This is a genomic window from Zooshikella ganghwensis DSM 15267 (assembly GCF_000428585.1).
Taxonomy (GTDB): Bacteria; Pseudomonadota; Gammaproteobacteria; order Pseudomonadales; family Zooshikellaceae; genus Zooshikella; species Zooshikella ganghwensis.
On sequence record NZ_AUAF01000032.1, the window covers coordinates 19,430 to 44,972 of the forward strand.

The 25,543-nt window shown below is 41.6% G+C and carries 19 protein-coding genes and 1 tRNA gene; 10 read left to right on the forward strand and 10 right to left on the reverse strand.

What is annotated here, in order from left to right:
* Positions 1-102 precede the first annotated feature (102 nt).
* Positions 103-1,581 (forward strand): FAD-binding protein, encoded by a 1,479-nt coding sequence (locus F607_RS0109530; protein ID WP_027707912.1) that lies wholly within the window; start codon positions 103-105, stop codon positions 1,579-1,581.
* Between the two features lie 84 nt (positions 1,582-1,665).
* On the opposite strand, the gene F607_RS0109535 is transcribed toward F607_RS0109530, so the two are convergent.
* The 6 genes from F607_RS0109535 to F607_RS0109560 all read right to left on the reverse strand — a co-directional run bounded on the left by F607_RS0109535 (position 1,666) and on the right by F607_RS0109560 (position 7,418).
* Positions 1,666-2,004 (reverse strand): hypothetical protein, encoded by a 339-nt coding sequence (locus F607_RS0109535; protein WP_027707913.1) that lies wholly within the window; start codon positions 2,002-2,004, stop codon positions 1,666-1,668.
* A gap of 383 nt (positions 2,005-2,387) precedes the next feature.
* The gene (locus tag F607_RS0109540) at positions 2,388-2,885 is read right to left on the reverse strand and encodes a hypothetical protein (RefSeq protein WP_157365411.1); all 498 of its coding nucleotides are present in this window, start codon (positions 2,883-2,885) and stop codon (positions 2,388-2,390) included.
* Complete coding sequence (locus F607_RS32720) at positions 2,867-4,279, reverse strand: RHS repeat-associated core domain-containing protein (RefSeq protein ID WP_051311232.1); 1,413 nt, start codon at positions 4,277-4,279, stop codon at positions 2,867-2,869. The genes F607_RS0109540 and F607_RS32720 overlap by 19 nt, the downstream gene beginning before the upstream one ends.
* Positions 4,280-4,296: 17 nt before the next feature.
* Positions 4,297-6,231: an RHS repeat protein gene (locus tag F607_RS0109550; protein ID WP_027707915.1), complete on the reverse strand. Its 1,935-nt coding sequence runs from the start codon at positions 6,229-6,231 to the stop codon at positions 4,297-4,299.
* A gap of 56 nt (positions 6,232-6,287) precedes the next feature.
* On the reverse strand, positions 6,288-6,962 hold the full coding sequence (locus F607_RS0109555) for a hypothetical protein (RefSeq protein WP_038290837.1): 675 nt from the start codon (positions 6,960-6,962) through the stop codon (positions 6,288-6,290).
* 237 nt (positions 6,963-7,199) lie between these two features.
* Positions 7,200-7,418 (reverse strand): hypothetical protein, encoded by a 219-nt coding sequence (locus F607_RS0109560; RefSeq protein ID WP_027707917.1) that lies wholly within the window; start codon positions 7,416-7,418, stop codon positions 7,200-7,202.
* Between the two features lie 322 nt (positions 7,419-7,740).
* On the opposite strand from F607_RS0109560, the gene F607_RS0109565 reads away from it, so the two are divergent.
* Both F607_RS0109565 and F607_RS0109570 read left to right on the forward strand, forming a co-directional pair.
* On the forward strand, positions 7,741-8,409 hold the full coding sequence (locus F607_RS0109565) for a hypothetical protein (RefSeq protein WP_027707918.1): 669 nt from the start codon (positions 7,741-7,743) through the stop codon (positions 8,407-8,409).
* Positions 8,410-8,555: 146 nt separating this feature from the next.
* Positions 8,556-8,646, forward strand: a tRNA-Ser gene (locus tag F607_RS0109570).
* Between the two features lie 80 nt (positions 8,647-8,726).
* On the opposite strand, the gene F607_RS32725 is transcribed toward F607_RS0109570, so the two are convergent.
* The 3 genes from F607_RS32725 to F607_RS0109590 all read right to left on the reverse strand — a co-directional run bounded on the left by F607_RS32725 (position 8,727) and on the right by F607_RS0109590 (position 16,474).
* Positions 8,727-10,274 carry a pilin gene (locus F607_RS32725; protein ID WP_051311234.1) on the reverse strand — a complete coding sequence of 516 codons (1,548 nt, stop codon included), beginning with the start codon at positions 10,272-10,274 and terminating at the stop codon, positions 8,727-8,729.
* A 266-nt stretch (positions 10,275-10,540) separates the two neighbouring features.
* A complete protein-coding gene (locus tag F607_RS0109585) occupies positions 10,541-10,987 on the reverse strand; it encodes a DUF4399 domain-containing protein (RefSeq protein WP_268967637.1) in 447 nt (148 codons plus the stop codon).
* Between the two features lie 609 nt (positions 10,988-11,596).
* Complete coding sequence (locus tag F607_RS0109590; RefSeq protein WP_027707920.1) at positions 11,597-16,474, reverse strand: NAD-glutamate dehydrogenase; 4,878 nt, start codon at positions 16,472-16,474, stop codon at positions 11,597-11,599.
* Between the two features lie 358 nt (positions 16,475-16,832).
* On the opposite strand from F607_RS0109590, the gene F607_RS0109595 reads away from it, so the two are divergent.
* From F607_RS0109595 to F607_RS28995, 6 genes are read left to right on the forward strand one after another with little or no spacing between them, the layout of a single operon-like run.
* Positions 16,833-17,795 (forward strand): AAA family ATPase, encoded by a 963-nt coding sequence (locus F607_RS0109595; protein ID WP_027707921.1) that lies wholly within the window; start codon positions 16,833-16,835, stop codon positions 17,793-17,795.
* Positions 17,796-17,800: 5 nt separating this feature from the next.
* Complete coding sequence (locus F607_RS0109600; RefSeq protein WP_038290841.1) at positions 17,801-18,736, forward strand: DUF58 domain-containing protein; 936 nt, start codon at positions 17,801-17,803, stop codon at positions 18,734-18,736.
* On the forward strand, positions 18,733-19,248 hold the full coding sequence (locus tag F607_RS0109605) for a DUF4381 domain-containing protein (protein WP_027707923.1): 516 nt from the start codon (positions 18,733-18,735) through the stop codon (positions 19,246-19,248). Before F607_RS0109600 ends, F607_RS0109605 begins: the two co-directional genes overlap by 4 nt.
* Complete coding sequence (locus F607_RS28990; RefSeq protein ID WP_038290843.1) at positions 19,218-20,243, forward strand: vWA domain-containing protein; 1,026 nt, start codon at positions 19,218-19,220, stop codon at positions 20,241-20,243. Before F607_RS0109605 ends, F607_RS28990 begins: the two co-directional genes overlap by 31 nt.
* Positions 20,244-22,187, forward strand: a complete 1,944-nt coding sequence (locus F607_RS0109615; RefSeq protein WP_027707924.1) for a vWA domain-containing protein — start codon at positions 20,244-20,246, stop codon at positions 22,185-22,187.
* A complete protein-coding gene (locus tag F607_RS28995; RefSeq protein ID WP_051311236.1) occupies positions 22,181-23,968 on the forward strand; it encodes a BatD family protein in 1,788 nt (595 codons plus the stop codon). Before F607_RS0109615 ends, F607_RS28995 begins: the two co-directional genes overlap by 7 nt.
* 57 nt (positions 23,969-24,025) lie before the next feature.
* Here the strand turns inward: F607_RS28995 and F607_RS0109625 are convergent, their stop codons facing one another.
* Positions 24,026-24,679 carry an outer membrane beta-barrel protein gene (locus F607_RS0109625; protein ID WP_027707925.1) on the reverse strand — a complete coding sequence of 218 codons (654 nt, stop codon included), beginning with the start codon at positions 24,677-24,679 and terminating at the stop codon, positions 24,026-24,028.
* Positions 24,680-25,293: 614 nt separating this feature from the next.
* On the opposite strand from F607_RS0109625, the gene F607_RS34010 reads away from it, so the two are divergent.
* The gene (locus F607_RS34010; protein ID WP_157365412.1) at positions 25,294-25,458 is read left to right on the forward strand and encodes a hypothetical protein; all 165 of its coding nucleotides are present in this window, start codon (positions 25,294-25,296) and stop codon (positions 25,456-25,458) included.
* The last annotated feature ends 85 nt before the right edge of the window (positions 25,459-25,543 follow it).

Here is a 25,543-nt window from a genome sequence, read left to right on the forward strand (position 1 = left end):
TTGTTAATACTCTAACCCAGTCACTTTTGTACCCAATGAGAGTATTTATACCCTGAGCAAGAAATATTCATCGCAAACTATTCAACATGGAGTAATCAGTAAATGAAACAAGGATTGTCTCGCAGAAACCTAGTCAAAGGCGTTCTTACCGCAAGTGTCGTACTTGGATTTAATACCGTGACCCGCACTTGGGCTACAACAGCAACCTATCCAAATGAATATGCCGATGGCATATTAGCTACTGATTTCCCTGATTTTGAGGGACAACTGCTCACCGATACTGACACCCTTACTCAAGCTGCAGAAGACTTTGGTCATATTGAGTATAAAGTGCCCAAAGCCGTACTTTTCCCTGCATCAAAACATGACATCATTAAATTAATGAAGTTTGCTAATCAACACTCAATCTTTGTCAGCGCGAAAGGACAAGGCTTTTCAACAGATGGTGAGACGCTAGCTGAAGCGGGTGTTGTGATCGATACTTCATCACTCAACACAATACAATCAATCACCGATACAACACTTCACGTTGAGGCTGGTGCCCGTTGGTTAGATGTTATGCCAACATTACTGGAGCACCAAAAAACATTACCAATTGTCGTGGACTTTTTAGAAATCACTGTAGGCGGTGCAATTTCTGTGGGAGGTTTTGGTGCTCAGTCCTTTAAGCATGGAGCCATGACGGATATCGTCGAGTCAATAGAAATCGTAACGGCTCAAGGACAACTTTTACAATGTTCAGCGAAAAGTAATGGTTGGTTATTTAATGCACTTCGTGCAGGTTTGGGCCAGTTTGGAGTAATAGTAAGTGCTCGTTTTAAGCTTCAGCCTGCTTTTTCAATGGCAAGATACTTTCAACTGGTATATACCGATTTTGCAAGCTTTAGTAAAGATAACTTATTGCTTATTGAAAGCAATCGCTTTGATGGTGTACAAGGTGGCGTGCAAGCCAGTGAAACAGGTGGTTGGCTATTTATTCTACAAGCAACCAAGTACTATAACTCAGACCAGCCCCCAGAAAATACTGCCCTGTTGGAAGGACTTAACTATAACCCAGAAGCCTTAACTGTACAGGATATGCCATATTTTACTTTCCTGAATCGTTTAGCACCTATTGTAGAATACCTCCGTAGTACTGGCCTTTGGGATTATCCACACCCCTGGTGTCCTTTATTAATACCAGCGTCAAAAGCAGAAAGCTTCATAAATAAAACATTACAATCCCTAAAACCTGAAGACTTAGGAGGAGGTCCTATCCTACTGTCAGGCTTTAATCAATGTAATATGTCTACCCCACTGTTAAGAAAACCAAACGAAAAGCACTTCTTTTATTTTTCACTAATGCGTAATGCCACTCCTCCGACTAAAGAGCGCACGAGAGAATTAATGGTGTTGAATCGTGATATTTATGAAGGTGCACGACAAATAGGAGGTTACTACTATCCTGTGGGGGCTATTCCTATGAAACAAAAAGACTGGAGTCTGCATTTTGGCCACTACTGGCGCCCCATGAAAATGCTAAAGCAATGGATGGACCCAAAACATATCCTTAATTCAGGGCGAGCTATTTTTAATAAGTAGAAAATAGATCTAAAAACTAATTGATGCCCTTGACTATTTAGGGTAAAAAATATACTCAAAAAAACAAAGGCATCAATTTAATCATTACTCAGCAGGATAAATATGAAACCACGAATTATCTGAGTTATCCAGTGTCGGGTAACCTTTATAACAGCCTTTTGTCTGAACATATACATCTTGCTTTGCCGCAAAAGCCGCAAGTGCAGTGCTTAAAACATGAGCTTTCACTGTTGACTCTGAAGGTATCCAAAGAGACTTCTTTTCGCAACCAGGCTCATTGATAACAGTTAAAACATTAACAAATACTGTTCCAGCACCCGTTATACCCGCATAAACCACCTTTGCTCGCGTGTTATCTGACGCATGTAGACTGAGTGTAACTAATGATAAAACCAATGCAGTTATTCTAAAAAAGAGTCTCATATATTTCCCGATTACTACCTGATTAATAAAGTGCAAATTTACACTTTAGCCACTAAAAAGCTTCTATAATTTATCCCTGCTCATAAGCAGATCGTTTAAATATTATGAATGACAAATCCCGCCTTCATAAAAGGCAGCCTAACTGCCACTGAACACACCGTGAATCCCTCCTTGGAGGCTCGGCTGCCGCCTCCCTGCGGCAGACGGTTCAGTGACAATCAGCCAGCCTTTTTACCTAGCCAGTAAAATTTGTGTCAAGCTTACTAACCTTTCATGCTCAATGAATACCGATTGTATTTCAATTTGTACTGATGACAAACAACGGTTGGATAGCTCCTGTTGAACTGTTTGCCCCAAGGAAACGGCAAACACCTCCTTATTTCTTACTTGTCTATAATATAGAGTGTATTTGGTGGACAACTTTCAATACAGTCAGTAACAACCACTCTTTCAAATGATTCTATAGAGCTGTGTTTTACTTGCTCTATTTCATCACAGAAACTAATTGAAAACCCTAACTCTCTAACCGATATCTTATCTACCAATAATTTAATAATCTTCGTAATTTCAAAAATCCTATCTTTTAACAATGAAGGGAATTGCTTTTGAAAATCACTTTCAGACTCATCATCAGGATCGTAATCATTTTCATTAAGCAATATTGTCGCAGTGTTTGATTCATTTGAATCAGATATTACAAACTGCACAATATCATTACGAAGTAACAAACACTTTGGGTAGTTATACAAATTTAAATCGTCTGTAAACTTAAAACCAAAAGGTGTTTCTTGCTGAATCTCACTTTCCAAAGCTATTAACTCATTTCTATTGATTGAATTAATATAACCAATAATAGTCTCACTCATTTCTTTTTTATCCAAGGGCCCACAGGCTTACCGCTTTCTGAAAGTTCTCTATAAACATCTTGCTTAATAGGGAAACCACGTTCATTGTAGTCAAACCTGTGTTCATGAGCTACTGATCGCCCATCTGCACGCTGACCTAATGAACCATGAGTACTTTGCTGACCGTAATCCTCCCGACTAAATGCTCGTCCCTTATCATCATAATATGTGGCACTTGATGAACCATCTGCTCTTCGACTTTCTATTATGGAGTTTGGATCTGAGGTTTTGGGAGCTTTACCACCAGTATTTACTGTATGTGGCGTCTTTACATCACACGGTCCACCATTGTGCACCCAAACAAGCTGCTCACTAACAAAGTAACTTTCGTAGTCTTTAACATCAAAATTATAAGTTGTGCCAGCAGTATTTAAAGATGTCCAACTAACGACTTTATGCCAACCTGTTTCGTAATTAGCAACCTCATCGCCGACATTTAGATTTACAGACTTAACCCAGCCTTTTCCTTTTACCCAAAATGGATGGTCATCTGTAACGGTCAATTCAACTGGATTTTGCGCACTAGTCTGAAGCACCAACGTATTTAAGGGTCGATTCTCATAGATATGCTGCTTAATAACTGGCTTCCAGGCAATTTCACCTGTTTCCTCATCTTTTGCAGCAAGCAGGTCACCCAGTTTAACCTCTTCAATGGGCTTTAAACCCTCTTTCGTCTTAACCAAGGTACCTGCAGCAAAACATCCGCAGGGCGAACGCTTAGCCCATTTAAATACGCTTCTCCCTGCTTTAGTGGCTAACTTTCCTACACCACCAGAAACTGCCGTAATAGCACCATCCACTGCAAGAGACTGCGCAGCCGCTGCCGCACCTTCATTTTGGTAGGTTTGGTAAGTGTCATAAGCAGTCATTGCTGCACCAACACCCCAAATAACCGCAGGAATTAAAAAGGCTAATTCACCATCAGGGTCTGCATAACCATAGGGATTATTATTCCCATAGGCATACCGATTAAAGGTAAAAGGCAACTCAGGATTTACACCTGCAGGGTCATACGCCAGAAAACGACCAAGTACGGGGTCATAATAACGTGCTTGCATATAAACAAGACCTAAATCTCGGTCTTGAACATGGCCAGTGAAACCACGACGGTTAGAGTCAGACTTTTTGTCTTGGGTTAATTGTTCACCGTAAGGTGTATATTCTTCGCGCCATAACAAATTACCACTCTCATCACTGGCAGCAACGGGGGTTCCCGTTAAATCATTATGATAATAAGTGATAATTTCTGCAGCCGGAACAGGCTGCAAAACCATCACCGTAAGTAACCAAACAAGTAGCCCATAAGTTAACTGTTTTTGCTTTAATGCAAAATTAAACATGGATAAGGATTGAAAAAATGCTTTCATCATTACAAATACTCCCTGCACTAATACAACAAGTTATGGAGGATAGGAATCAACACAGCCACATTAAAGGTTGGCTGAGGATCACTACCATCAGGGAGACCATCATTATCGGTATCAGCATCAGTAGGATCGGTTCCAAGTTCAAGCTCTTGAAGATTTGTTAAGCCATCTTGGTCGAGATCTTTATCCGCATCTTTCACCAGAGGATCAAATCCATACTTGATTTCATCACTATCACTAATACCATCACCATCAGAATCAGCTAGTTCAGGATTTGTTTTTAGGTGATACTCCTCACCATTTGAAATACCGTCACCGTCATTATCAGCTAGACCATCAGCTGAATTATTAGCATCATAGCCCCAGTGTTTTTCAATGCAGTCAGGCAGCTTGTCTTGGTCAGTGTCAGTATCACTACAGGTTTGACGTTTAGCAATTTGCTGTCCCGCTAGATAAAAATATTCTGTCACATCACCTGACACAGCATCTTCTTCATAAAGCAACTGGCCCGACTTGTTGTACAACGTGTAGTAGGTATTTCCACTTTTATTAAGTGTAGCCACCCGGCGGTTATGCCCATCATAGCGAAAGAAAAAGTCAGGATCTGTTTGACAGTTATTATTAGCTGTATAACAAGCCCGAGCTACATTAAGCCCACTACCATCATAGCCAAATGTTAATGAGCCATTACTGGTTACACTGCCAACACCATTATAAGAAAACTGGTAGGATTGACTTCCTGTTACTTGCTGTAAGCGACCCTGTCCATCATAGCCATAATTGTAGCTTTTATTACCCAACACTTTGCGGGTAATATCATTACGAGAATTGTAACTGTACTGAGCAGAACCCCATTTCCCTTGGGCACTTACAAGACGGTTTAATCCATCATAGCCCAACGTTCGATTATTGAAGCCATAAATTCCATCAGCTATTTTTACCACATTGCCCACAACATCATATTGGTAAGCTAAATCAACAACACTATTAGTGCCATTCACTTGAATACGGTTTAGCCGCTGTCGGTTGGCTTCTTGTGAAACCGTCAGTATCTGACCGTTACCATAGCGTAAACTGGCTAACTGACCATTAGGATGGTAAGCAATTTGACTGGCATAATGCCCCACCGTGGTCGCCTGACCTAATGCATTAGGAGTCAACCCTATAACATGCCCACTGGGATAAGTTACTTGGGTTAATACATCATTGGCATTATAGGCATACTGAATTGTGTAATTTGCTGAAGCAGACTTGGCCTTAAGTGTCGCTATTTCTTTAACCAAATTATTGTGTGCATCATAAGTATACTGCCAGGTAACTTGTTCATTGTTTACCTGTGTGACATTTCCCAGCGCATCGTATTGATATTGTACATCAGGTGTGCCTGAACTGTTCGTTGGGTAATATAAACCTGTTAACCGATAAAGATTATCGTACTGATAACGGTATGTACCACCAGCACCTACCCGTTTACGGGTAACATTACCCACATTATCATAGTAGTACTGTGTCACACCAAGCTCAGGATTAATTTCCTGATCAAGCATCAACTTAGCATTGTACTTAAATTGTCGGGTTATCCCTCCTTGAGAAACGGCAGAGACCATACCCAGTGGGTTACGACTAATAACCGTCGACATCCCCTCAGGTGCATCAATTCTGGAAATTTCTTTTTGTTCAGGATCACCATACCCCACATAGGTCGTTTTAGTCACCCGCCCTTTCGCATCTTTTACTTGCAGGGTATTACCTTGATAGGTATAGGTTTCAACAGAACCATCGGGGAACTGCTTACGAGTAATGCGACCTAGTGGATCATAGCCCAAGCTGATATATTTAGCAGGATTATGTCCATAAGCAGGATAACTAATAGCTGTTTTTCTCCCTAAAATATCATATTTAGTTACCTGTGAAATGGTTTTACCACCACCAGCCTGTAGGGTCTTATAAGGCAAGCCAAGCGCATTAAAATGAATACTTTGCGTTAAATCACCTCGGCGAACTGTTTTGGTTAGCCCATTCCCTTCGTATCTGATATCTTGGAAGCATAATAAACTTTTTTACCACCTGGCAAGCGACCATATATATCAAAGATATACTCTAAGCCATCAGGCGAATAAACTTTTAGGCCTCCCTTCTTTCTACTATGATTACGTGGGAGGCATTTTGCAATCCATTGACTTTTTGTTTTATATGCATACTCATTAGAAGTAGAATTCAATAAGACAGAGCGCCCACCTTCAGGCATCTGAAGAACTGGGTTATACCTGAAGTGAACATAATTTTTCCTACAACTCGATGGTGAGTTTGAATGATTTAAAAATGCATTTGTCAATATCCGACCAAAGTGAATATCCCAGCCTAATCCTACTGAAGTTCTACCAAGCATATTATCTTCAATTAAGTCTTCACTTTGTTTTTTCGTATACACTCGATGAACTTTGATATCTAAACCACCATTACCCGGCATTACCAAGTCAATATAATGCCGCTGTAATATTCCAGTAAATGGATCAATTGACTCATTGACATTATCGTTAATATTCGTTCTAAACGCACCTGTATTAGGTTGTTGGTAATCCCCCAGAATAGCCTCATTCATTTCCTCTGCTTGAGCATAACCATAACTAAAATAGAGAAGAGTAACTATAAAACTAAAACGTCCTAACTTCATGCTTTTAAACACAAAAACTCCTTACTTACCCCTTAATTCAGCCAGCATAATATATTTACACTACGCCTAACGATTAAATTTCCTTTGGCTTAGTACTAGCCGCTTAATTTTTTAACTTACTGGATTATGATTCCATCAACGATGGTAGCCCCCCAGCTATCACAACGACCACTTGCATAAATCCTCACACTTTTCCCTGAAGATCGCGCTGTCAGCAACATTGAGAACATTCTATCGATATGTTTCTCATTACCCGATTAAATGATAAAGTGTTTTACTAGAGCAATTGGAAATTGAGCTTTCTGGAAAATTGAAAAATATTTGTTCTGGAAACAGACTATTATCCCCTGTTGGTTGTAAATTAATTTCAGTAACTTGACCAGCTGTACTCCACGTTCCAGCCTGACACACGCTAAAAAACATTAAACCATACAATACTACAAGTACTTTTATCATTTGAGTTTTCATTTTTACCTCTTTAGTCATTTTGTTCACTATTTACTTCAACTAAAATTATTATCACATATATCAATAAGCTGACACGATGCCATTATCAATAGTGTTAAGGGGGTAACGAACACTTGATGGAAGCAGTTGAACCTGTATAAATTAGCACGACCTAAAACTAAGAATCGCAAAGCGCTTCCTAAAAAAGATATCTAAGGATTTTAAAAGCCTGAATATTACCACTAATAGCCCTCTAGCAAAAGCTACAAATACAATGCATAATGCCCAGTATAAAGCATATTGAACTATCTTTGACCTACACTAAGAAGAGTAAATTATTACTATGCGTGTTGCCCCAACAATCCTAATCGCTCTTTATCTCTGTCTCAGTATCGCTCCCACACAGGCAAGTGAGTGCTTTTCACCATCCCCCCTAAAAAAGAAGTCAGGTCAAACCTTTGAAGAGATAAAGCCCGTTAAACTAACAAACACACAGGCAAGCAGCATACGTAATATGTTTAAAAATTTACGTGGCAACTGGCGTGGTACTGCGACAGGGTTCTTTTGCTTGGGAACAGAGAAGAACCCTCGTCAAAAGGCGGATAACTTTACCATAAAAGCTGAAATTGATGTATTCAGCCAGCAAGATATTGTAATTACCGCTGATATGGACGCTATCGAACAGCGTAAACAACGTACAGAAATATTCCGCCTTTTCTCCAGTAACGGCTTTTTACGTTTAAACAAAAACCGCACTGCAGGAGACGTAAAGGTTAAGACCATCAGTCAAAACGAGATTTCCTTTGTTCAATATAGTCAAATCAAGATCAACTCAAAAGGTCCTTCGACTACAACTGATGTAAAAGGTACTGTTAATAAAAGTGGCGGTATTGCAAGAAGAGAAATTATAACAACCATCAAACGCTCATATAAAGCTTTGCGCATTGAGTACAAAGTATATTCAAACGGCGTACTAAGCTCTACCAGTACATGGAGCCTGAAGAAACGCTAGCTTGCCCTTTCATGAACAAAAATAGTAATAATCAATAGATCCACACTGCACAATCAACTTAAACTATAACTCAATTGCGTTTGCCTTTTATCAGTATTTGTTATACATTAGCGCGCCGTTGCCCGGTGTCATTGGGCAACGCTTCTGGTGAGGTGTCCGAGTGGCTGAAGGAGCACGCCTGGAAAGTGTGTATACGTTAACAGCGTATCGAGGGTTCGAATCCCTCCCTCACCGCCAAATCTATTGTTTCGATAGCTGTGCTCCCCGACAATCCCCCATATCACTTTTTAATCTTTGTTTTGCAATTGCCCAGCGCACTAATGCGTCTTAAAACTCTTAATAACCTGCTGCAAGGTTGGCTTATTTTTATTCGTTCTTGATTTAAGTGTCCAGGTGACAAGCTGGAAATAGGCTTCATCACTTTGCGCGACAGCCAAATAGTAATAGATATTTACCCGTTGAGCTTGCCCCACAATTTCATAACTGAGTGCAGGTTGCCCATTTATCTCCAGACTTGTTGGCCCAGAGATCAACGCTGATTGTGCTAAATTATTCAAAATAGTATCCGTCACTTGCTCGCCATACTCACTAATACCAACACTTTCAACAAAATCAACTTTACTCTCTGCCAATATAATAAGGTAGTTTTCATCTCTTAAGTGGCCCACCTGCAAAACTGCTTCGTCATGTGATTGCTCCATCACTTTCCAACGTGAGGGGACAGTGACTGATAAGGATCCATCTTCAGATACAACTTCTTTAACTTTGCTCTGAGCGTCACTCGATGAGCGACATGTACTAGGTCTATACTTTGGCGCTAGATTACCCCCCAAGCAGTCCCACTCCACCTGCCCATTGACTAATGAAGGGCGAAGTTTTATTGTCTGACCTGGTTGATGAGTGACTTCTTTATGAAATTTAACCGTTAATACCCCACCTTTAGAAACTTGAATGGACGATACAATTTCATTACCCATCGTTTCGGGCAAACCGGCTTGTGTATTACTTTCAGGAAAACTATTATTTGCTTGAATATAGAGCGCTAGTTGCTCTTTAGCTCGCTCACAAAAGGCTAATCCTTCACTGACTTTAGCGCGTACAACGTAGTCATGATAAGCAGGAATAGCAATAGCCGCTAATATCCCAACGATAATTATAAACGCGAAGATACCCACGATAATCGCTGCAACAGGTGTGGTTGCAGGCACATTACCATATCGACGTAACCAGTTTGATTTTGGGGTGCATAAAAATACAATACCTTCAATAATGGAAATAATGAGCGATAAACCAGTCCCAATCAGCAAGATATAGAATATTCCCCACCATTGACCTAAGTAAAAGCGATGAACACCTATAAAACCCAAGAATATAGCCAGGCAGCCTGCAACATATTTATTTTTTTCTTTACCAATAATTTGCCTAGCACCACATGTTGGGCAAGAGTAAGCCTCAGCACTTAGTTGAGCACCACAATGGCGACAAAAAACTCGACGACTAATATCAACATCAACCTGTGGTGAGCGGTAAACATTACCGGCCTCAGGTTGGGCTTCATCTGGCTGACAGGTAGGCTCTGATGACTTGTCTGTAGTTTCTTTCGCAACAAGACTTAATGATGACTCAATAGGTGGGGCTTCTTCTTTAATGGATACCATAAAGCCTGTTTGACTAAGGCTATCACTATATTTTTGGGCCGCTTCCTTATCCAATTTACGCTTAATAACAACTTCTTGTTTTGCTAGCAATCGCTCAAGCGTCTGCTTATCCAATTTAAGCATACCCGCCAATTTGACTTTTGCAGCAGCTTCATCAACGCCAGGGTAACACTTATTCAACAATACAAGAGAGTAAAGTGCATGCATAACACAACACTACCCACAATAAATAAAATTGTGCGATGAGTATAGCATACTCATTCAAGTGCTATCTGGATTATCCCCTTCCCTCATTGGAAGCTGTCACAAAACTATACTGCGCATGCAACCACTGCGTTCACTACCATTAAGCGCCTATAAATAAAGAATATCACAATGGTTCTCTAGAGAAATAAATGAACGCTTATTAATCATCTTCTAGCCATTACACAATGGTAATCGCCAGAAGATTGTTTCAAGATAAAACCGTTTTATTACTTAACAGTAATCGTTATTTTCTCTGAAATAATGGGTTTATCATGAGGAATGTGTAAATAATTTCCCATTAGTAATTGTAATGTGTGTTTTCCTGGTTTTAACGTTATCGTTGTTTCTGTTTGCCCACCGCCAAAGTGTTTAATATGATCATTCGCAGGTAATGGCAGCTTTATATCAGGCAATGTATCAACATCAATCAACAGGTGGTGATGTCCTGTACCCTCTTTTTTTATACCTGCAGGTGCAACGCCCATACCTTGTAACCCAAACTTGACCGTCACTGTTTTTGATACGGTTTCGCCATCCTGAGGACTAATAAAATACACTTTTGCACCCTCAGGTGCTTTTGAAATTAAACTTTCTGTGCTAGCCGTTGCTGTCAATGAAAGCAATCCCATCGCTAAACCAAATATAACTTTCTTTGAATTGATAGTCAGATGCATAATGTTCACCATATTGTTAAAGTATACCCTTCACGAATCATTTTTATGTGCACTATGAATAGCGCACATAAAAACCCTTCGTTTTGGGTATAGTTTTTATAATTGTTAAGTAATAAGTGCCTTTATAGAGGTACTCTCAATATTATTTTAAAATTATTATTCGTTGATAATGCAAGCATTTATAATTACACCAGCTCCTTCATTGAAGTTGCTCCGCAAAGGGTATACAACCACAAAAAAGAATATTGACGCACTAACAGCCACTAAAAATCACATACTTTTTTTCAGGATATATCCTGCCCTGCTTTAGGGATATTCTGTAAAAACTTTCTGTAAAAGTAACATGCCATATGACATACTCACAATATCAAACTTTAAGGTTTACCCTTCACGAATGGTTTCTAGGTTTTGTTATCTTCACTCCTCACCCCAATCACCTATTAATATAGGCTCATGGGGTTTCGTCACTCGATGGCCGCACCTAAAAACCATTCGCATTGGGCATATAATACCTCTATATCAATCCACACTAAAAAATACATTTGTTTTTTTATGTAAAAAGGCAGCTAATGCTGCCTTTTTAGTGGCCCAGTATACGTTAGTATCTTACTAACTTTCTACCAAGCCACATCGTGCAATATCAGTCAGCTCTCTATTTGCCACCGTAAACATCGCAAGCTCAGAAGCACCCTGACTATGTAAATCATCCAGCATAGAGTCCCAACGTTTGACTAAAACTTCATTAGCATCTACCCAACGTTGTATTAACGCAGGAATATCAACAGCCTCAATATCAGCCTCTTTAGCCGAGGTATCTGTTAACAGCACACTCACTGTCAATGCCCGCTGTAAAGAGTACAGCTCATCGCGGATACTTTCCCGGGCTAACGATTGCCAGTGATTATCCGCAGGTAATTTACCAAGTTCTTGTGTAAACCAGTTTAAGTGTAAACGTTCAGCCATAGCAAAATAAACACGTGCGACTAATGGTAAGGGACATCCAGTTTGATCTGCCGCCTGAATAATCGCTAAACCACTCACCACATGACGAAAACCAACAACAACCCCCGCTAACACATCAGGAACACCCTGATTTATCAGTTCGTCTGTTTCAGTTTGCCAGCGTTGACATGTTTCTTCATTAAGCAATGTTGGAAACACTTCAATAAACTCGCGCATACGAGGCCCATAGTGAGCAACACAGATACTGGGTGACAGGTCTGCTCGATGATTACGAATAAACCAACGCGATGCACGCCGTAACAGACGTATTAAATTCTGCATCATTTGCAACTGAAGTGCTGCAGCCACATGATTATCTAGAGCCTCAATTTGTTGCCAATAATCACTGACAGCAAAAACATCCCGAGCAATCACAAACGCTTGAGCAATTTCAGCCGCATCGCCTCCGGTTGACAACTGCATACGGTGAACAAAGGTAATACCCATCATGTTAATTAAATGATTCGCTAATTGCGTTGCGACAATTTCGCGATGAAGCCGGTGTTTGGGAATTTCCTCGCCAAAGCGCTCAGCAAGCACAGCCGGAAAAGCAGTAAGCGCTTCTTGTGCTAAATAGGGATCATCAGGCACCTTAGAACTTACCAGTGCATTTTTCAAATCAGACTTACTATAAGAAATCAATACTGATAATTCCGGGCGGGTTAAACCTTGATGCTGTGCTATTCGCTCTGCAAGCGTATCATCATCCGGTAAGTACTCAATACGACGATTGAGTTTTCCCTGCGCTTCCAAGTGATGAATAAAACGCTGATACTCATCTATTTTCTGTTGCGCTTGCCATGCCTCAAGAGAGATAGCCTGCACTTGTCGATAATTATTTAGCAACACCAACTCAGCCACAGCATCAGTCATGGTTTCCAGCAACTGATTTCGCTGTTTAATGGTCATATCCCCGTTAGCAACAATACTGTTTAGCAAAATTTTGATATTGACCTCATGGTCTGAGCAATCCACGCCACCCGCATTATCTATAAAGTCTGTATTAATGGCTCCCTTATTAAGCGCAAACTCCACTCGACCAAGTTGTGTCACTCCCAAATTTCCACCTTCCCCCACCACACTACAACGCAGATCTATACCATTAATACGTAGCGAGTCATTGGCTCTATCCCCTACCTGATTATGCGTCTCCCGTTGGGCTTTAATATATGTACCGATACCCCCATTCCAAATCAAATCAACAGGCGACTTTAACAAGGCGTGAATTAACTCATTTGGTGTTAATCTAGGTGCGTGTATACCAAAGCGTTGCTTCATCTCAGGAGAAATAAGGATCGATTTTGCATCTATGGAAAAAATACCACCACCACTAGAAATCAGCTCCTGATCATAATCCATCCAGCTTGAGCGAGGTAACTTAAATAACCGTTGACGCTCAACAAATGACGCGGCTACATCTGGATTTGGGTCAACAAAAATATGCTGGTGGTTAAATGCAGCCACCACCGCAATTTGTTTTGATAACAACATACCATTGCCAAATACATCACCAGCCATATCACCAATACCAAGAACAGAAACAGTCTCTTGCTGGACATCGATACCTTGCTCTCGGAAATGACGCTGAACTGACACCCACGCTCCACGCGCGGTAATTCCCATTTTTTTGTGGTCATAACCTACACTGCCACCTGAAGCAAAAGCATCGCCTAGCCAAAACTGATACTCTTGAGCAATTTCATTGGCAATATCAGAAAAAGTCGCGGTGCCTTTATCCGCAGCGACAACCAAATAAGAGTCTTCATCATCATAACACACCACCTGTGGTGGTTTAGTGAGTTCATTTGCAAGCAAATTATCAGTTAAATCCAATAACCCACGAATAAAGAGCTGGTAGCAGGCAATTCCTTCGCCCATAATCGCCTCTCGATCGCCAGTGGGTAACCGTTTAGGCACAAAGCCGCCTTTTGCACCCACAGGCACAATAACGGCATTTTTTACCTGTTGCGCCTTTACTAGTCCTAACACCTCAGTACGGTAATCTTCTAGCCGATCTGACCAACGTAACCCACCTCGGGCAACTTTTCCGCCCCTCAGATGAACACCTTCTACCCGAGGAGAGTACACAAATATTTCGTATTTAGGATGAGGCAGAGGCATTTCAGGAATACGCGTTGGATCAAATTTAAATGAAATATACGCCTTAGGCTGTTTACTGGTATTCGACGTATTTGAATCCACCGACTGAAAAAAATTAGTCCGTAATGTTGCACTGATAACATCAACATAGCGACGTAAGGTACGGTCCTGGTTTAATACATTAACCTCATCCAATGCCGCATCAATTTGATATTCAATCGCCTGCTGCTGTTGTTGTCGGTGTGCAATTGTTCCCTCAAATTCTGGATTAAAACGAATATTAAACAGCTCAACCAACAGCTTAGTGATGACAATGTTTTGAATTAATGTCGACTCAATATAAGGTTGGCTCAAGCTGAATCGAATCTGTTTTAAGTAGCGTGCATAGCCACGCAACATCGCCACTTGACGCCAGTTTAACTGTGCCCCAAGTATCAACCGATTAAAACCATCATTCTCCGCTCGACCAAACCATATTTCACGAAAAGCTTCCTGAAAAATACGATTAACCTGCTGAAAATTGATGGTTTGTTGGCTGTTACCTGGCTGCTCAAGCGCATACTCCAGAGTAAAATCATGGGTCCAGAAAATTTCCCCTGATTTTTTACGAATTTTATAAGGGTGTTCACTCACCACCCTTAAACCTAAATTCTCAATAATCGGTATTAAATCAGACAGCGGTAAAGGTTGAAAATAGTGATAAACCTTAAAGTGCAGTGTGGTTTCAACATCATCAATAGACTGATAAAAGCTGATTTCAAGAGGCTCATCAATACTTAAAGACTCAAGGTGCCCAATATCAACAACCGCCGTACGGGGTGAAAAAACATCACAATAGCCAGCAGGAAATCCATCAGAATACTGCGCAATAAGGTGATTGCCTAACACCTCACCTTTTGCTTCAAGCAGTGTGTCTCGAAATTCATCCTCCCATGAATACGCAACTTGTATTATTTCATTTGTCAAAGTTTGCAAGTTATAATCATGCTCGTGATCAGGGTTGACGCGTAAAATAAAGTGTACACGTGCTAAGACCGACTCAGAGAAATAAGTGGTAAACTCTGCATCCTGTACATTTAATCGATCTTCCAGAATTTGTTGCATTTTTATCCGCAACCGTGTGGTGTACACATCCCGAGGAATATACACTAAGCATGAATAAAACAGTTTATTCTTATCCTGTCGAATAAACAGCCGGATTTGCCGCCGTTCCTGAATTTGTAAAATGCCTAATGCCGTGTGGTATAGCTCATCAAATGACATTTGAAACAGCTCTTCTCTCGGCAACACCTGAAGTACTTGATTAAGCTCTTTACCATGATGTGATTTAGGATGAATACGAGACCTAGCAATAACCTGCTTTACTTTTTTACGTAATAAAGGGATATGGTGTGGACTTTGGTGATAAACAGGTGAAGTATAAAGGCCAAGAATTCTAGCCTCACCAACAACGTCGCCATGCTCATTTAACTGCTTAATCGAAATATAATCGGGGTACGCAGGCCGGTGAACCGTTGACCGCTCTCCAGCTTTTGCAAAACTAACGATTGATTCATTATCGTAAAAATCACAGTCCACTTGCGAGGATAACCTTCCAGATTTGAGTAGACCATAAGTCATCCCTTTTACTGGTTTAATGGTTTTTCGCTGTCCTTTTTGCTCAACCTTTAATTCTTCGTAACCTAAAAACGTGAAATTATCTTTAATTAACCACTGTAGAAATGCTTTGATCTCTTCAATCTCATCGTGTTCCCCCACAGGCCATTGAGTAATTTGTTCAGCCAAGGCCACTACCCGCTTCGTAATAGCTTTATGATCCATCACCACCAGACGAACATCCGATAAAACAGCTGTTATTTCTTGCTGTAATGCTTCTAGTTCGTACTGACTATCCAGCCGATCAATCTCAAGGTAAAGTACTGCCTCTTTATGTTTAACCGTATCCGTTGTGTTTTTTCCAGACAGCACTAAGTGGTGCGAAGCATCACGCAGATGATTGAAAACACTGTTTTGTAGATAGTGTATCGTTGACCCTCGCTGATTTAATGTCATCCGCACCGAGTCAACAATAAAAGGCAAATCCTGATGCAATATTTGAATAATTGTATGCGTGGAGTGCCAGCCATGATGCTCATACTCAGGGTTTATAACCGTTATCTTTGGTTGAGCGGGATCATGATACCGGATATAACGCCATAGTGATAATGTACTCCCAATAACATCACTTTTACTAAGCCGAGCGAGGTCTTCAAAGGCCGTGACAGAAAAAAACTGCTGAGTAAAAGCCCCAAGTGGCTCATACTGCTCTTTAGGCACATGAGACTCTAGCTCATTGACTAGTTTGGCCAGGAAGTCCGCTTTGTTATCCGCCGCAATATAGCCCATACCACTCACTCCAAGAGAAGCTAAACACTACACAAGGTAGCTAAAAAATTAATAACTGGTGTGCAAGGGATAACGTAGTATGCTTCAAAAGGTATTGTTGGCGCAGTCACCCAAGCCAGCAGCTTTTTCTAATTAGTCTCAAAATTATAGGGGAACTTTCAAAAGCCTCTTAAGTCGTATTTTCCGAATACAGCCCGCTGTATAAATGTGTAAAGGGAAAAAACCAATGTTTAGTCCTATTGAAAAACCATAGCATAACCCCCATAGCTAGCAGGACTAAACACTAAAACATAATTCATTACCGGACACTCTGTGTTGGCATGATGTGTCGTATGAGTTTTACAAAGAGATAAGGTGTATGAGTCATCGAGCTGCCATAAATGCATTACGTGATTATCTGGCTACGGTCATTATTGGGCAACAGCATCTCATTGAACGCCTGCTTATTGCCTTACTGGCGGATGGCCATTTGCTCGTAGAAGGTGCTCCAGGCCTAGCCAAAACCAAAGCTATCAAAATGCTAGCCCATGGGCTTGAAGCGAATTTTCACCGTATTCAGTTTACGCCTGATCTACTCCCTGCCGATGTGACGGGTACGGATATTTATCGCCCAGAAAATGGTACCTTCCAGTTTCAACAAGGCCCTATATTCCATAATCTTGTCCTGGCGGATGAAATCAACCGAGCCCCCGCAAAAGTTCAGTCTGCCCTGCTAGAAGCTATGGCTGAACGGCAAGTGAGTGTTGGTAAACAAACCTATTCACTGCCTGAGCTGTTTTTGGTGATGGCAACTCAAAACCCTATTGAGCAGGAAGGAACATACCCATTACCTGAAGCGCAACTTGATCGCTTTTTATTGCATGTTCTTATTGATTACCCTGATGCAGCCGCTGAGCGACAAATCTTGCAACTAGTGCGCGGGGAAGCCAAAAGCCATACCCCAGCGCCACCCTCTGAGCCTGTATCTCAAGCAACTATTTTTGCTGTACGCCAGGAAATACTTGATTTACATATGGCTGACAGCGTTATCGAGTATATTGTGCAGCTTATACAAGCCAGCCGCCATCCAGGCCAATATGACCAGCAGCTAGCCGGTTGGATTGAGTATGGCGCCAGCCCTCGCGGCACCATAGCCCTTGATAGGTGTGCCCGGACTTACGCTTGGCTACAGGGCAAAGATTTTGTCAGCCCTGATGACGTGCAAGCCGTTGTCCATGATGTATTACGCCATCGCCTTTTACTTTCGTTTGAAGCAGAAGCTGAAGGTATTCGTCCGCAACAAGTCATAGACACATTAATTTCTGTGGTGCCAATAGCCTAATTAATATGACTTATCGAGCCTATTCATCACTAGATGACTTAATTCAGCTGCGCCTTCATTCTAAGGAGCTAAGCCTGTTTCGACCACGCATTGCCAAAAGTGCATTGAGTGGACAATACCGCTCCAGTCGTAAAGGACGGGGTATTGAATTTGCCGAAGTACGAGTCTATCAGCCTGGTGACGATGTACGCACAATCGACTGGCGAGTGACTGCCCGCAGCCAAGAGCCACATACCAAAGTATTTCAGGAAGAACGAGAACGCCCAGTATTTATTCTGGTAGATCAGAGCCAGTCACTGTTTTTTGGTAGTCAAGGTGACTTTAAGTCAGTGATTGCTGCAGAAGCTGGCTCAGCGCTGGCATGGGCAGCCTTGGCCAATAGCGATCGGGTGGGTGGTATCGTTTTTTCTGAGAAAAACCATCAAGAAATCAAACCCCGGCGTCAAAAGAAAATTGTACTGCAGTTGTTACATAATATACATGCGTATAATCATGCGCTTAGTATGACGACACAGCCTACGCCCCCCTCTACCACCTACTTTGCTGACGTGCTGGGTCATGCTTGCCGACTGATAAAACCGGGTTCAACTGTCGCTATCTTTAGTGATTTTTTACGCTTTTCTGAACGTGCACGTCAGTATTTATCGCGGCTTGCCAGTCATAATGATGTGCTCATGTTTCATATTCAGGACCCTCTGGAGAGTCAATTACCACCACCAGGTTACTATACCTTTACTGATGGTCAACGACGTTGCTCAATCAATACTCAGCAAAGGCAATTGCGTCAACGCTTTGCTGAACAAGCTCAACAGCATCAGCAAACCTTAATTTCATTTTGCCGTCGCTACCGGATGGCATTTCACCCCCTGACAACTCAACAGCCAGCCATTGATCAACTAAAACAGGTATTTCATTCACCCTGGAGTAAACGTGTTGTATGAATGCCCTCAATCCTCAGCTAACACAAGCCCTGTCCGAGTTAAAGCCTATTCATGAGCCTCCGCCCATCAGTTGGTGGCCTCTGTCACCAGGCTGGTGGATATTAGCGGTAATGGCGATTGCTGTTATTATTTTTTGTGGTTGGCATCTGTTTCGGTATTGGCAGCGTTTCCAACATAAGCGGCGCCTCTTGGCTGAGCTTGATCAAATTTGGCAGCACTATCAACAGCATCAAGCCACAAGCACCTATTTGCACCAGGCTAACCAGTATTTAAAACAAACCCTGCTACAAACACAGTCACGTGCGAATATAGCCTCACTCAGTGGCCAGCAGTGGCTAAAAATCCTTGATCAGGCAAGTCAATCCAAAGCCTTTACAGAAGGTGTTGGTCAAGCCCTTGGAGTGACAAGCTATCAACCTAACCCACTCTGCAATACTGAACACTTGCATGCGCTGTTAATTAACTGGACCAAAAAAGCATCATGGTTGAATTACACTGGCCCTGGATATTAATTTTATTGCCATTGCCTTGGCTTTGTTATCAGCTATTCCGACCAGCTCCCCGGGAGGAATCAGCATTACATGTACCTTTTTACCGAACGATTACCCAGCTAACAGATAGCTCATCTTCATCAACAACAGTAAGACGACGCTGGTCGTTGTTTTTTCTCATACTGATTTGGATAGCTTTACTTTTGGCGGCAAGTCAGCCTCGTTGGGTGGGAGATCCTGTCCCCATATCAAGCAATGCACGAGACCTTATGCTTGCTGTCGATTTATCTCGAAGTATGGAAATAAGAGACCTCACCCTCAATGGCCAACATGTTGACCGACTGACGGTTGTTAAGTCTGTACTGGATGACTTTTTAACCCGCCGTAAAGGGGACCGCTTAGGACTTATCCTGTTTGGTTCCCAAGCTTATTTACAAGCCCCGCTAACCTTTGATCAAGACACATTACGTATTCTACTGGAAGAGTCTTTTATCGGTATGGCCGGCAGCTATACCGCCATTGGTGATGCCATTGGCTTGTCCATTAAACAGTTAAGAAAACGCCCTGCTGAAAGTCGGATACTGATTTTACTGACTGATGGTAATAATAGTGCAGGCCAGGTCAAACCTTTGCAGGCTGCTAAGCTAGCCGCTAAAGAAAATATTAAAATCTATACCATTGGGGTAGGCGCTGAGGAAATGATTCAGCCAGGCATTTTAGGGTCTCCTCTGGGCCGAAGAAAAGTAAACCCTTCAAGTGACTTAGATGAAAAAACACTAAAAACCATTGCTGAAAAAACAGGCGGTCGCTACTTTCGAGCCAAAAACACAGAACAGCTTGAAGACATCTATCAACAGCTGGATAAACTCGAACCCGTTGAACAAGAGGCGCAATTATTCCGTCCAATTAAAGTACTGCACTACTGGCCATTGGGCTTTGCCTTGTTAATTAGTTTGCTTTGGGCAGGATTTATCCTTGCCCAATCCAGTCAGCGGAGGTCAATGAGGAAGTCTTAAATGGATATCTTGACCCACTTTCACTTTTTACGTCCAGGCTGGCTATTACTGCTCATTGCACTGATTCCACTGGCCATTGCATTATGGTATGTCAAACAGCAACGTGGTACCTGGCAGCAAGTCATTGCCCCAGAATTGCTACCCTACTTAGTAGGTCAACAATCACAACACTTCCAACATCGCTGGCCACTTATTGCTTTATTTTTTGGCTGGCTTCTTGCCACCATTGCACTGGCCGGCCCAAGCTGGAAGCAAATCAGTGTCCCTGTTCTCCGAAGTGAAACACCACTGGTTATTGTGGTTGACCAAACGCTTTCGATGTATGCCGAAGATGTTAAGCCCAGTCGATTGGTTGCCACCAAACGAAAACTCCAAGACCTTTTCAAGCTTCGAACAGAAGGGCTCACTGGACTTGTCGCCTATTCAGGAGATGCCTTTGTCGTCAGTCCACTCACAGAAGATACTAAAACTGTCGCCAATCTCACTAAAGCACTTCAGCCCGAAATCATGCCAAGTGTCGGCAATAATGTAGTTGCTGGCATCAAACAAGGACTGAGCTTGTTACAACAAGGAAGCAAAGGCCAAGGGCACCTGTTATTAATGACTGATGGTATTACTAAGCAAGCCTTAAAAGATATCAGTCAGCTGCTAGCTGATGAGCCTGTATCACTGAGTGTTATTGGTGTAGGTACTGATCAAGGTGCCCCCATCAAGCTTGGCAACCAGGGTTTATTAAAAGATGATAATGGTGCCATTATTATTGCCAAGCGAAACAGCAAAAGACTCGCACGTTTAGCCAATCAAAATCGTGGCACTTATAGTAACTTGACGCTGACTGACAATGATTTACACAATGTATTGCCTAAAAATAATCGCACACAGCAGCGTCAGATTACTCAGCAAGGCTTCGACCAATGGCAAGACCAAGGAGTCTGGTTAACCCTTATGCTTCTGCCTATTGCGTTGCTTGCATTTCGTCGTGGATGGCTAGTCTCATTATTATTATGTTTTTATCTACCACTGCAATCTCCTTCTACACAGGCCGCTGCTTGGCAAGACTTGTGGCAAACCCCTGATCAGCAAGGCGCCAAAGCACTACAACAGAATAACCCTAAACAAGCACAAGCACTGTTCAAAGATCCTGCCTGGAAAGCCACAGCAGCCTATAAAAGCAAGGACTATAAAACAGCTGCCGAACTATTTGGCCAGCTTAAGACCGCTACAGGCTTTTTCAATCAGGGCAATAGCCTGGCTAAACAAGGCCAGCTTAAGGAGGCTATTGATGCATATGAAAAAGCCTTAAAGCTTGAGCCAAAACATAATGATGCTCAACACAATAAAGCTTTGTTGGAAAAATTACTGCAAAAACAGCAACAGCAACAGCAACAGCAACAGCAACAGCAACAGCAACAGCAACAGCAACAGCAACAGCAACAGCAACAAGAGAATTCATCATCCCAACAGCAGGGTCAATCCCAAGACCAAAAAAACGCTGGGCAACCATCACCGCAAATGGATAACCAGTCTGAAGCAAGTGAGTCCAATACCAGCTCACAGCCTAGTAACCAACAAACACAACAGAAGCAATCGAATCACCAAGACAACTCACAAGAAAAAAACCCAAAAAAAGGTGAGCAATCCAAAGCCGCTAAAGATAACCAACACACTGAGCCTGAAACCCAAAAGCAAGAAAATGAGCTAGCCAAAGGTAATGAAAAACTACAGCCCAGCTCGCCACAACCTGATAATGCCAAGGGTGAAAACAGCCAGGCTATTGCCCCTCAACATGCTGAAGCTGATGACGGGCAAACCGAAAATCAGCAAGCAATAGAAGGCTGGCTTCGCCAAATTCCAGATGATCCTAGTGGCTTATTACGCCGTAAATTTTTGTACCAACAGCGCATGCGCAATCAACAGCAACAGGAAGATGACACGCTATGGTAAAACATGACTTCCCTTTCGTGTTTTGGTTATACCTTCGCTTATGCTTTTTGCTTTGCTGTGTCGGAGGAGTGACTCTTCCTGCTTATGCGACACTGACGGCATCCGTTGATCGCACTACAATCAGCGAAAATGAAACAGTAGAGTTAACGTTGCGAAGTGATAAGCAACAGTTTTTTAACGAACCTGATTTAACGCCCCTTAAAGAACATTTCAGTATCTTATCAACCCAGCAACGTAGCCAGTTTCAGTCAGTTAACGGTAAAAGCCAGGCCTGGACAGACTGGATTGTTACCATTAAACCTAAGCGCAGGGGTTATGTGATTATTCCCCCTATCACGTTAGATGGAGAACGTAGCCAACCTATCACTCTTGATGTCAAAAAAGGTAACGCAAATGTCAACAATGGCAATGTTGATGTATTCATGGAGTCCAGACTGGACAAAGAAGAAGTTTTTGTTCAAGGGCAGGCTTTATTAACAGTACAGATATTTCATTCAGTTCCACTATACAGTGATCGTGAAATTTCAGAATTAGAGATTGCAGATGCTATTGTCAAACCGGTTGGAAAACCTCGCTCTTTTGACCGCATTATCAATGGCAAACGCTTCAGTGTGATTGAGCTACAATATGCGATCTTTCCGCAAAAAAGTGGTGAAATCACCATTCCTCAGCAAACCTTTACTGCCACAAAAGTTTTTCGCCAGCAGCCTTTTGACCGCTTTTTTAACAGCACGCTAGGTAAACCTGTCCAGGTCAATACGGCACCTATCAACTTAATGGTGCTCGCTGCACCAAGTGATTACCCTAAGCATCAACCCTGGCTACCTGCATCCGATATAACCCTAAAAGAAAAATGGAGTGGTGAACGTGAGCAACTACAGGTAGGTGACTCCATTACTCGAACAATCACCATTACGGCTGATGGAATGAGTGCTGCGCAACTTCCACCCCTCCCCTCTTTAAATATGCCTGGACTAAAGACCTATCCTGATCAAACCAAAACTGAAAACCTGGCAACAGCTAATGGCATTGTTGGGCGTCGACAAGAGTCTGTTGCCCTAGTACCTACTAAGCCAGGCACATACAACTTGCCTGCTGTTAAATACACCTGGTTTGACACCGCACAACAACGCACGAGAACAGCTAAGCTACCCGCAAGAACGCTTAAGGTGATTGCGGCCCCGGGTAGTCAAACCACCACCGAACAACCAGCAAGTACAAACCCTGCAACCTCAACGTCTACTCAAATAAATGACAGTAACACAGCCCAAAGCCAATTACCCAATGATCATTCGTCTCCTGACACTATTGATCAACCCCAAGCAACAGGCTGGATGTGGTTAAGTCTGTTATTTGCTTTGTTATGGATCTGTACACTTATCCTTTGGTGGTTTAAAGCCAAGGTTGCAGTTCGTAATATTGACAGCGCCTTAACCGTTAACCACAAAAACGACACAGAATCATCTGCATTCAAAGCATTAAAAAACGCCTGCCAACAACAGGACTACCCAACACTTTGTCAGACTTTTATAGCCTGGAGCCAACTGCATTTAAAAGCCCCACAGGCAGCAACTCTGGTAAACTGCTTACATCTTTGGCATGATGAAAAATTGAAGCAATTATTTAATCGTCTACAGCAATCACGCTATGGCAAAAGTAATTCAGCAGAAGATCCCAGTCAGCTTTATGACCAACTGCTCCAGCAAATAAAGCAGCTTAGGTCAAATCCCCCTCAACATGAGGGTAATATTCTTCCCTCACTTTATCCTCAACCACAATAATTTCACCCCATTAAAAAAGGCACCATTAGGTGCCTTTTTTTGTGGTTACTGAATATATTAAAACGTATACTGAACTGAACCACTAATAAAATCGATATCATCGTCATCAACGTAACGATCATCACCTACGTTGTTAAAGCGCTCATAGTCAATGCCAAGCGACAGCTGATTGGTTAAATGAATATTAACCCCTACACCATACATTAAGTCTGTACCACGCTCATCATTGTCATAAGAGAATATAGCCTGACTTGCAGAATAGCCTGTTGCTGAAGTTTCAGATTGCCAATGAAAAGCACCTATCATTGCTTTGATATCCAGGTATTCATCTGCCGGGTATAGTGTCACTAACTGTACGGCATAACCTTTAATTTCCCGTGAACCATGAGCTGTTTCCCAGCTACCCTTATAGCCATTTTCAGCATCAGCAGTGGCTTCACCTAAATCATAGTAGCCACCTTGCAGTGCAAAAAAATCATTAAAACGATAGCCTGCAAATGCTTTGTAACCTTGATCTTTTCGATCACAATCCGTTATAGACGACGCAAAACTAGAGTCAACTCCATCACAGCCATCTTGATATTTCGCTAGGCCATACCCTCCACCAACATAAAATCCTTCTCGTTTAGGCAATGAGAATGCATCGTCTGCATTCACTGTTGGGGCGACTAAACATGGTGTAATTAAAAGACCCAGAAGTGTTTTTCTCATAAAATATACCTATACAACAGCTAAACTACAGCTTGTCAGCTATTCCATTGACGCTTAGTATTGCCCCTTACGAACCACTTCAAATACCCTGATGTACTCATGCTTGTATTTATAAAAATGTTTCGTAATAAGGTTTGATTTTTTAAATAAAAAAGCAGGACACTTTACTGTTTTGATTATGGCTAAGCATATTTAACGCATTATATTTTATATAAAAAACGTGAAATAAAACAACCATTATATTTCTCTGTTTCACGATATTAAAACGGATTCAATCCAATCCATTTAAACAACATTTATTTATTACAATTTAAACAAATAATTCAGCAGACTGCACAGTGAATATCTATTTCTCTAACATCATTCAAAAAAATCAAACAAACTATTTCGCCTTAAAAACAAGAACCAATCCATTAAGCAAACCAGTCGACTTATATAGAAAGCATCAAAGCACATCTAAAAACTGAAGTTAAACATATATTTGCGTGACAAAGTCATAAGCATAACATCATCATTTTATAAGTTTATGGAATATCAATTTATAAATAACAAGGCAGTTAAAATAATTAATGAGATATTAAACACACTAAAATACCTTCCTAAAGGTTTAGTTATTGCGAACAGTTCAACGAACATTACCCAGCGTTTATCTTGCTAAGCAGTACATCGTTATCATTAATGTTTATTTCAACGAGATTGGAGGTGGATATAAACAGGTTTGCGCGGATATTGAGATGGATACCCAATACGAAGGGCTTTTAGGTGCGACCATCGAGTGACGAAGTCCCATGAGCCTATATTAATAGGTGATTGGGGTGAGGAGTGAAGATAACAAAACCTAGAAATCATTCGTGAAGGGTATAG

What these genes read in the sequence shown, in the direction of transcription:
- F607_RS0109565 (WP_027707918.1), top strand. Translation starts at nt 7,741, where the DNA reads ATGCGTGTTGCCCCAACAATCCTAATCGCTCTTTATCTCTGTCTCAGT.
- F607_RS0109530 (WP_027707912.1), top strand. Translation starts at nt 103, where the DNA reads ATGAAACAAGGATTGTCTCGCAGAAACCTAGTCAAAGGCGTTCTTACC.
- F607_RS0109600 (WP_038290841.1), top strand. Translation starts at nt 17,801, where the DNA reads ATGACTTATCGAGCCTATTCATCACTAGATGACTTAATTCAGCTGCGC.
- F607_RS32725 (WP_051311234.1), bottom strand. Translation starts at nt 10,274, where the DNA reads ATGCATGCACTTTACTCTCTTGTATTGTTGAATAAGTGTTACCCTGGC.
- F607_RS0109615 (WP_027707924.1), top strand. Translation starts at nt 20,244, where the DNA reads ATGGATATCTTGACCCACTTTCACTTTTTACGTCCAGGCTGGCTATTA.
- F607_RS0109585 (WP_268967637.1), bottom strand. Translation starts at nt 10,987, where the DNA reads ATGCATCTGACTATCAATTCAAAGAAAGTTATATTTGGTTTAGCGATG.
- F607_RS0109625 (WP_027707925.1), bottom strand. Translation starts at nt 24,679, where the DNA reads ATGAGAAAAACACTTCTGGGTCTTTTAATTACACCATGTTTAGTCGCC.
- F607_RS28990 (WP_038290843.1), top strand. Translation starts at nt 19,218, where the DNA reads ATGGTTGAATTACACTGGCCCTGGATATTAATTTTATTGCCATTGCCT.
- F607_RS0109560 (WP_027707917.1), bottom strand. Translation starts at nt 7,418, where the DNA reads ATGAAAACTCAAATGATAAAAGTACTTGTAGTATTGTATGGTTTAATG.
- F607_RS0109535 (WP_027707913.1), bottom strand. Translation starts at nt 2,004, where the DNA reads ATGAGACTCTTTTTTAGAATAACTGCATTGGTTTTATCATTAGTTACA.
- F607_RS0109590 (WP_027707920.1), bottom strand. Translation starts at nt 16,474, where the DNA reads ATGGGCTATATTGCGGCGGATAACAAAGCGGACTTCCTGGCCAAACTA.
- F607_RS0109605 (WP_027707923.1), top strand. Translation starts at nt 18,733, where the DNA reads ATGAATGCCCTCAATCCTCAGCTAACACAAGCCCTGTCCGAGTTAAAG.
- F607_RS32720 (WP_051311232.1), bottom strand. Translation starts at nt 4,279, where the DNA reads ATGATGAAAGCATTTTTTCAATCCTTATCCATGTTTAATTTTGCATTA.
- F607_RS0109595 (WP_027707921.1), top strand. Translation starts at nt 16,833, where the DNA reads ATGAGTCATCGAGCTGCCATAAATGCATTACGTGATTATCTGGCTACG.
- F607_RS28995 (WP_051311236.1), top strand. Translation starts at nt 22,181, where the DNA reads ATGGTAAAACATGACTTCCCTTTCGTGTTTTGGTTATACCTTCGCTTA.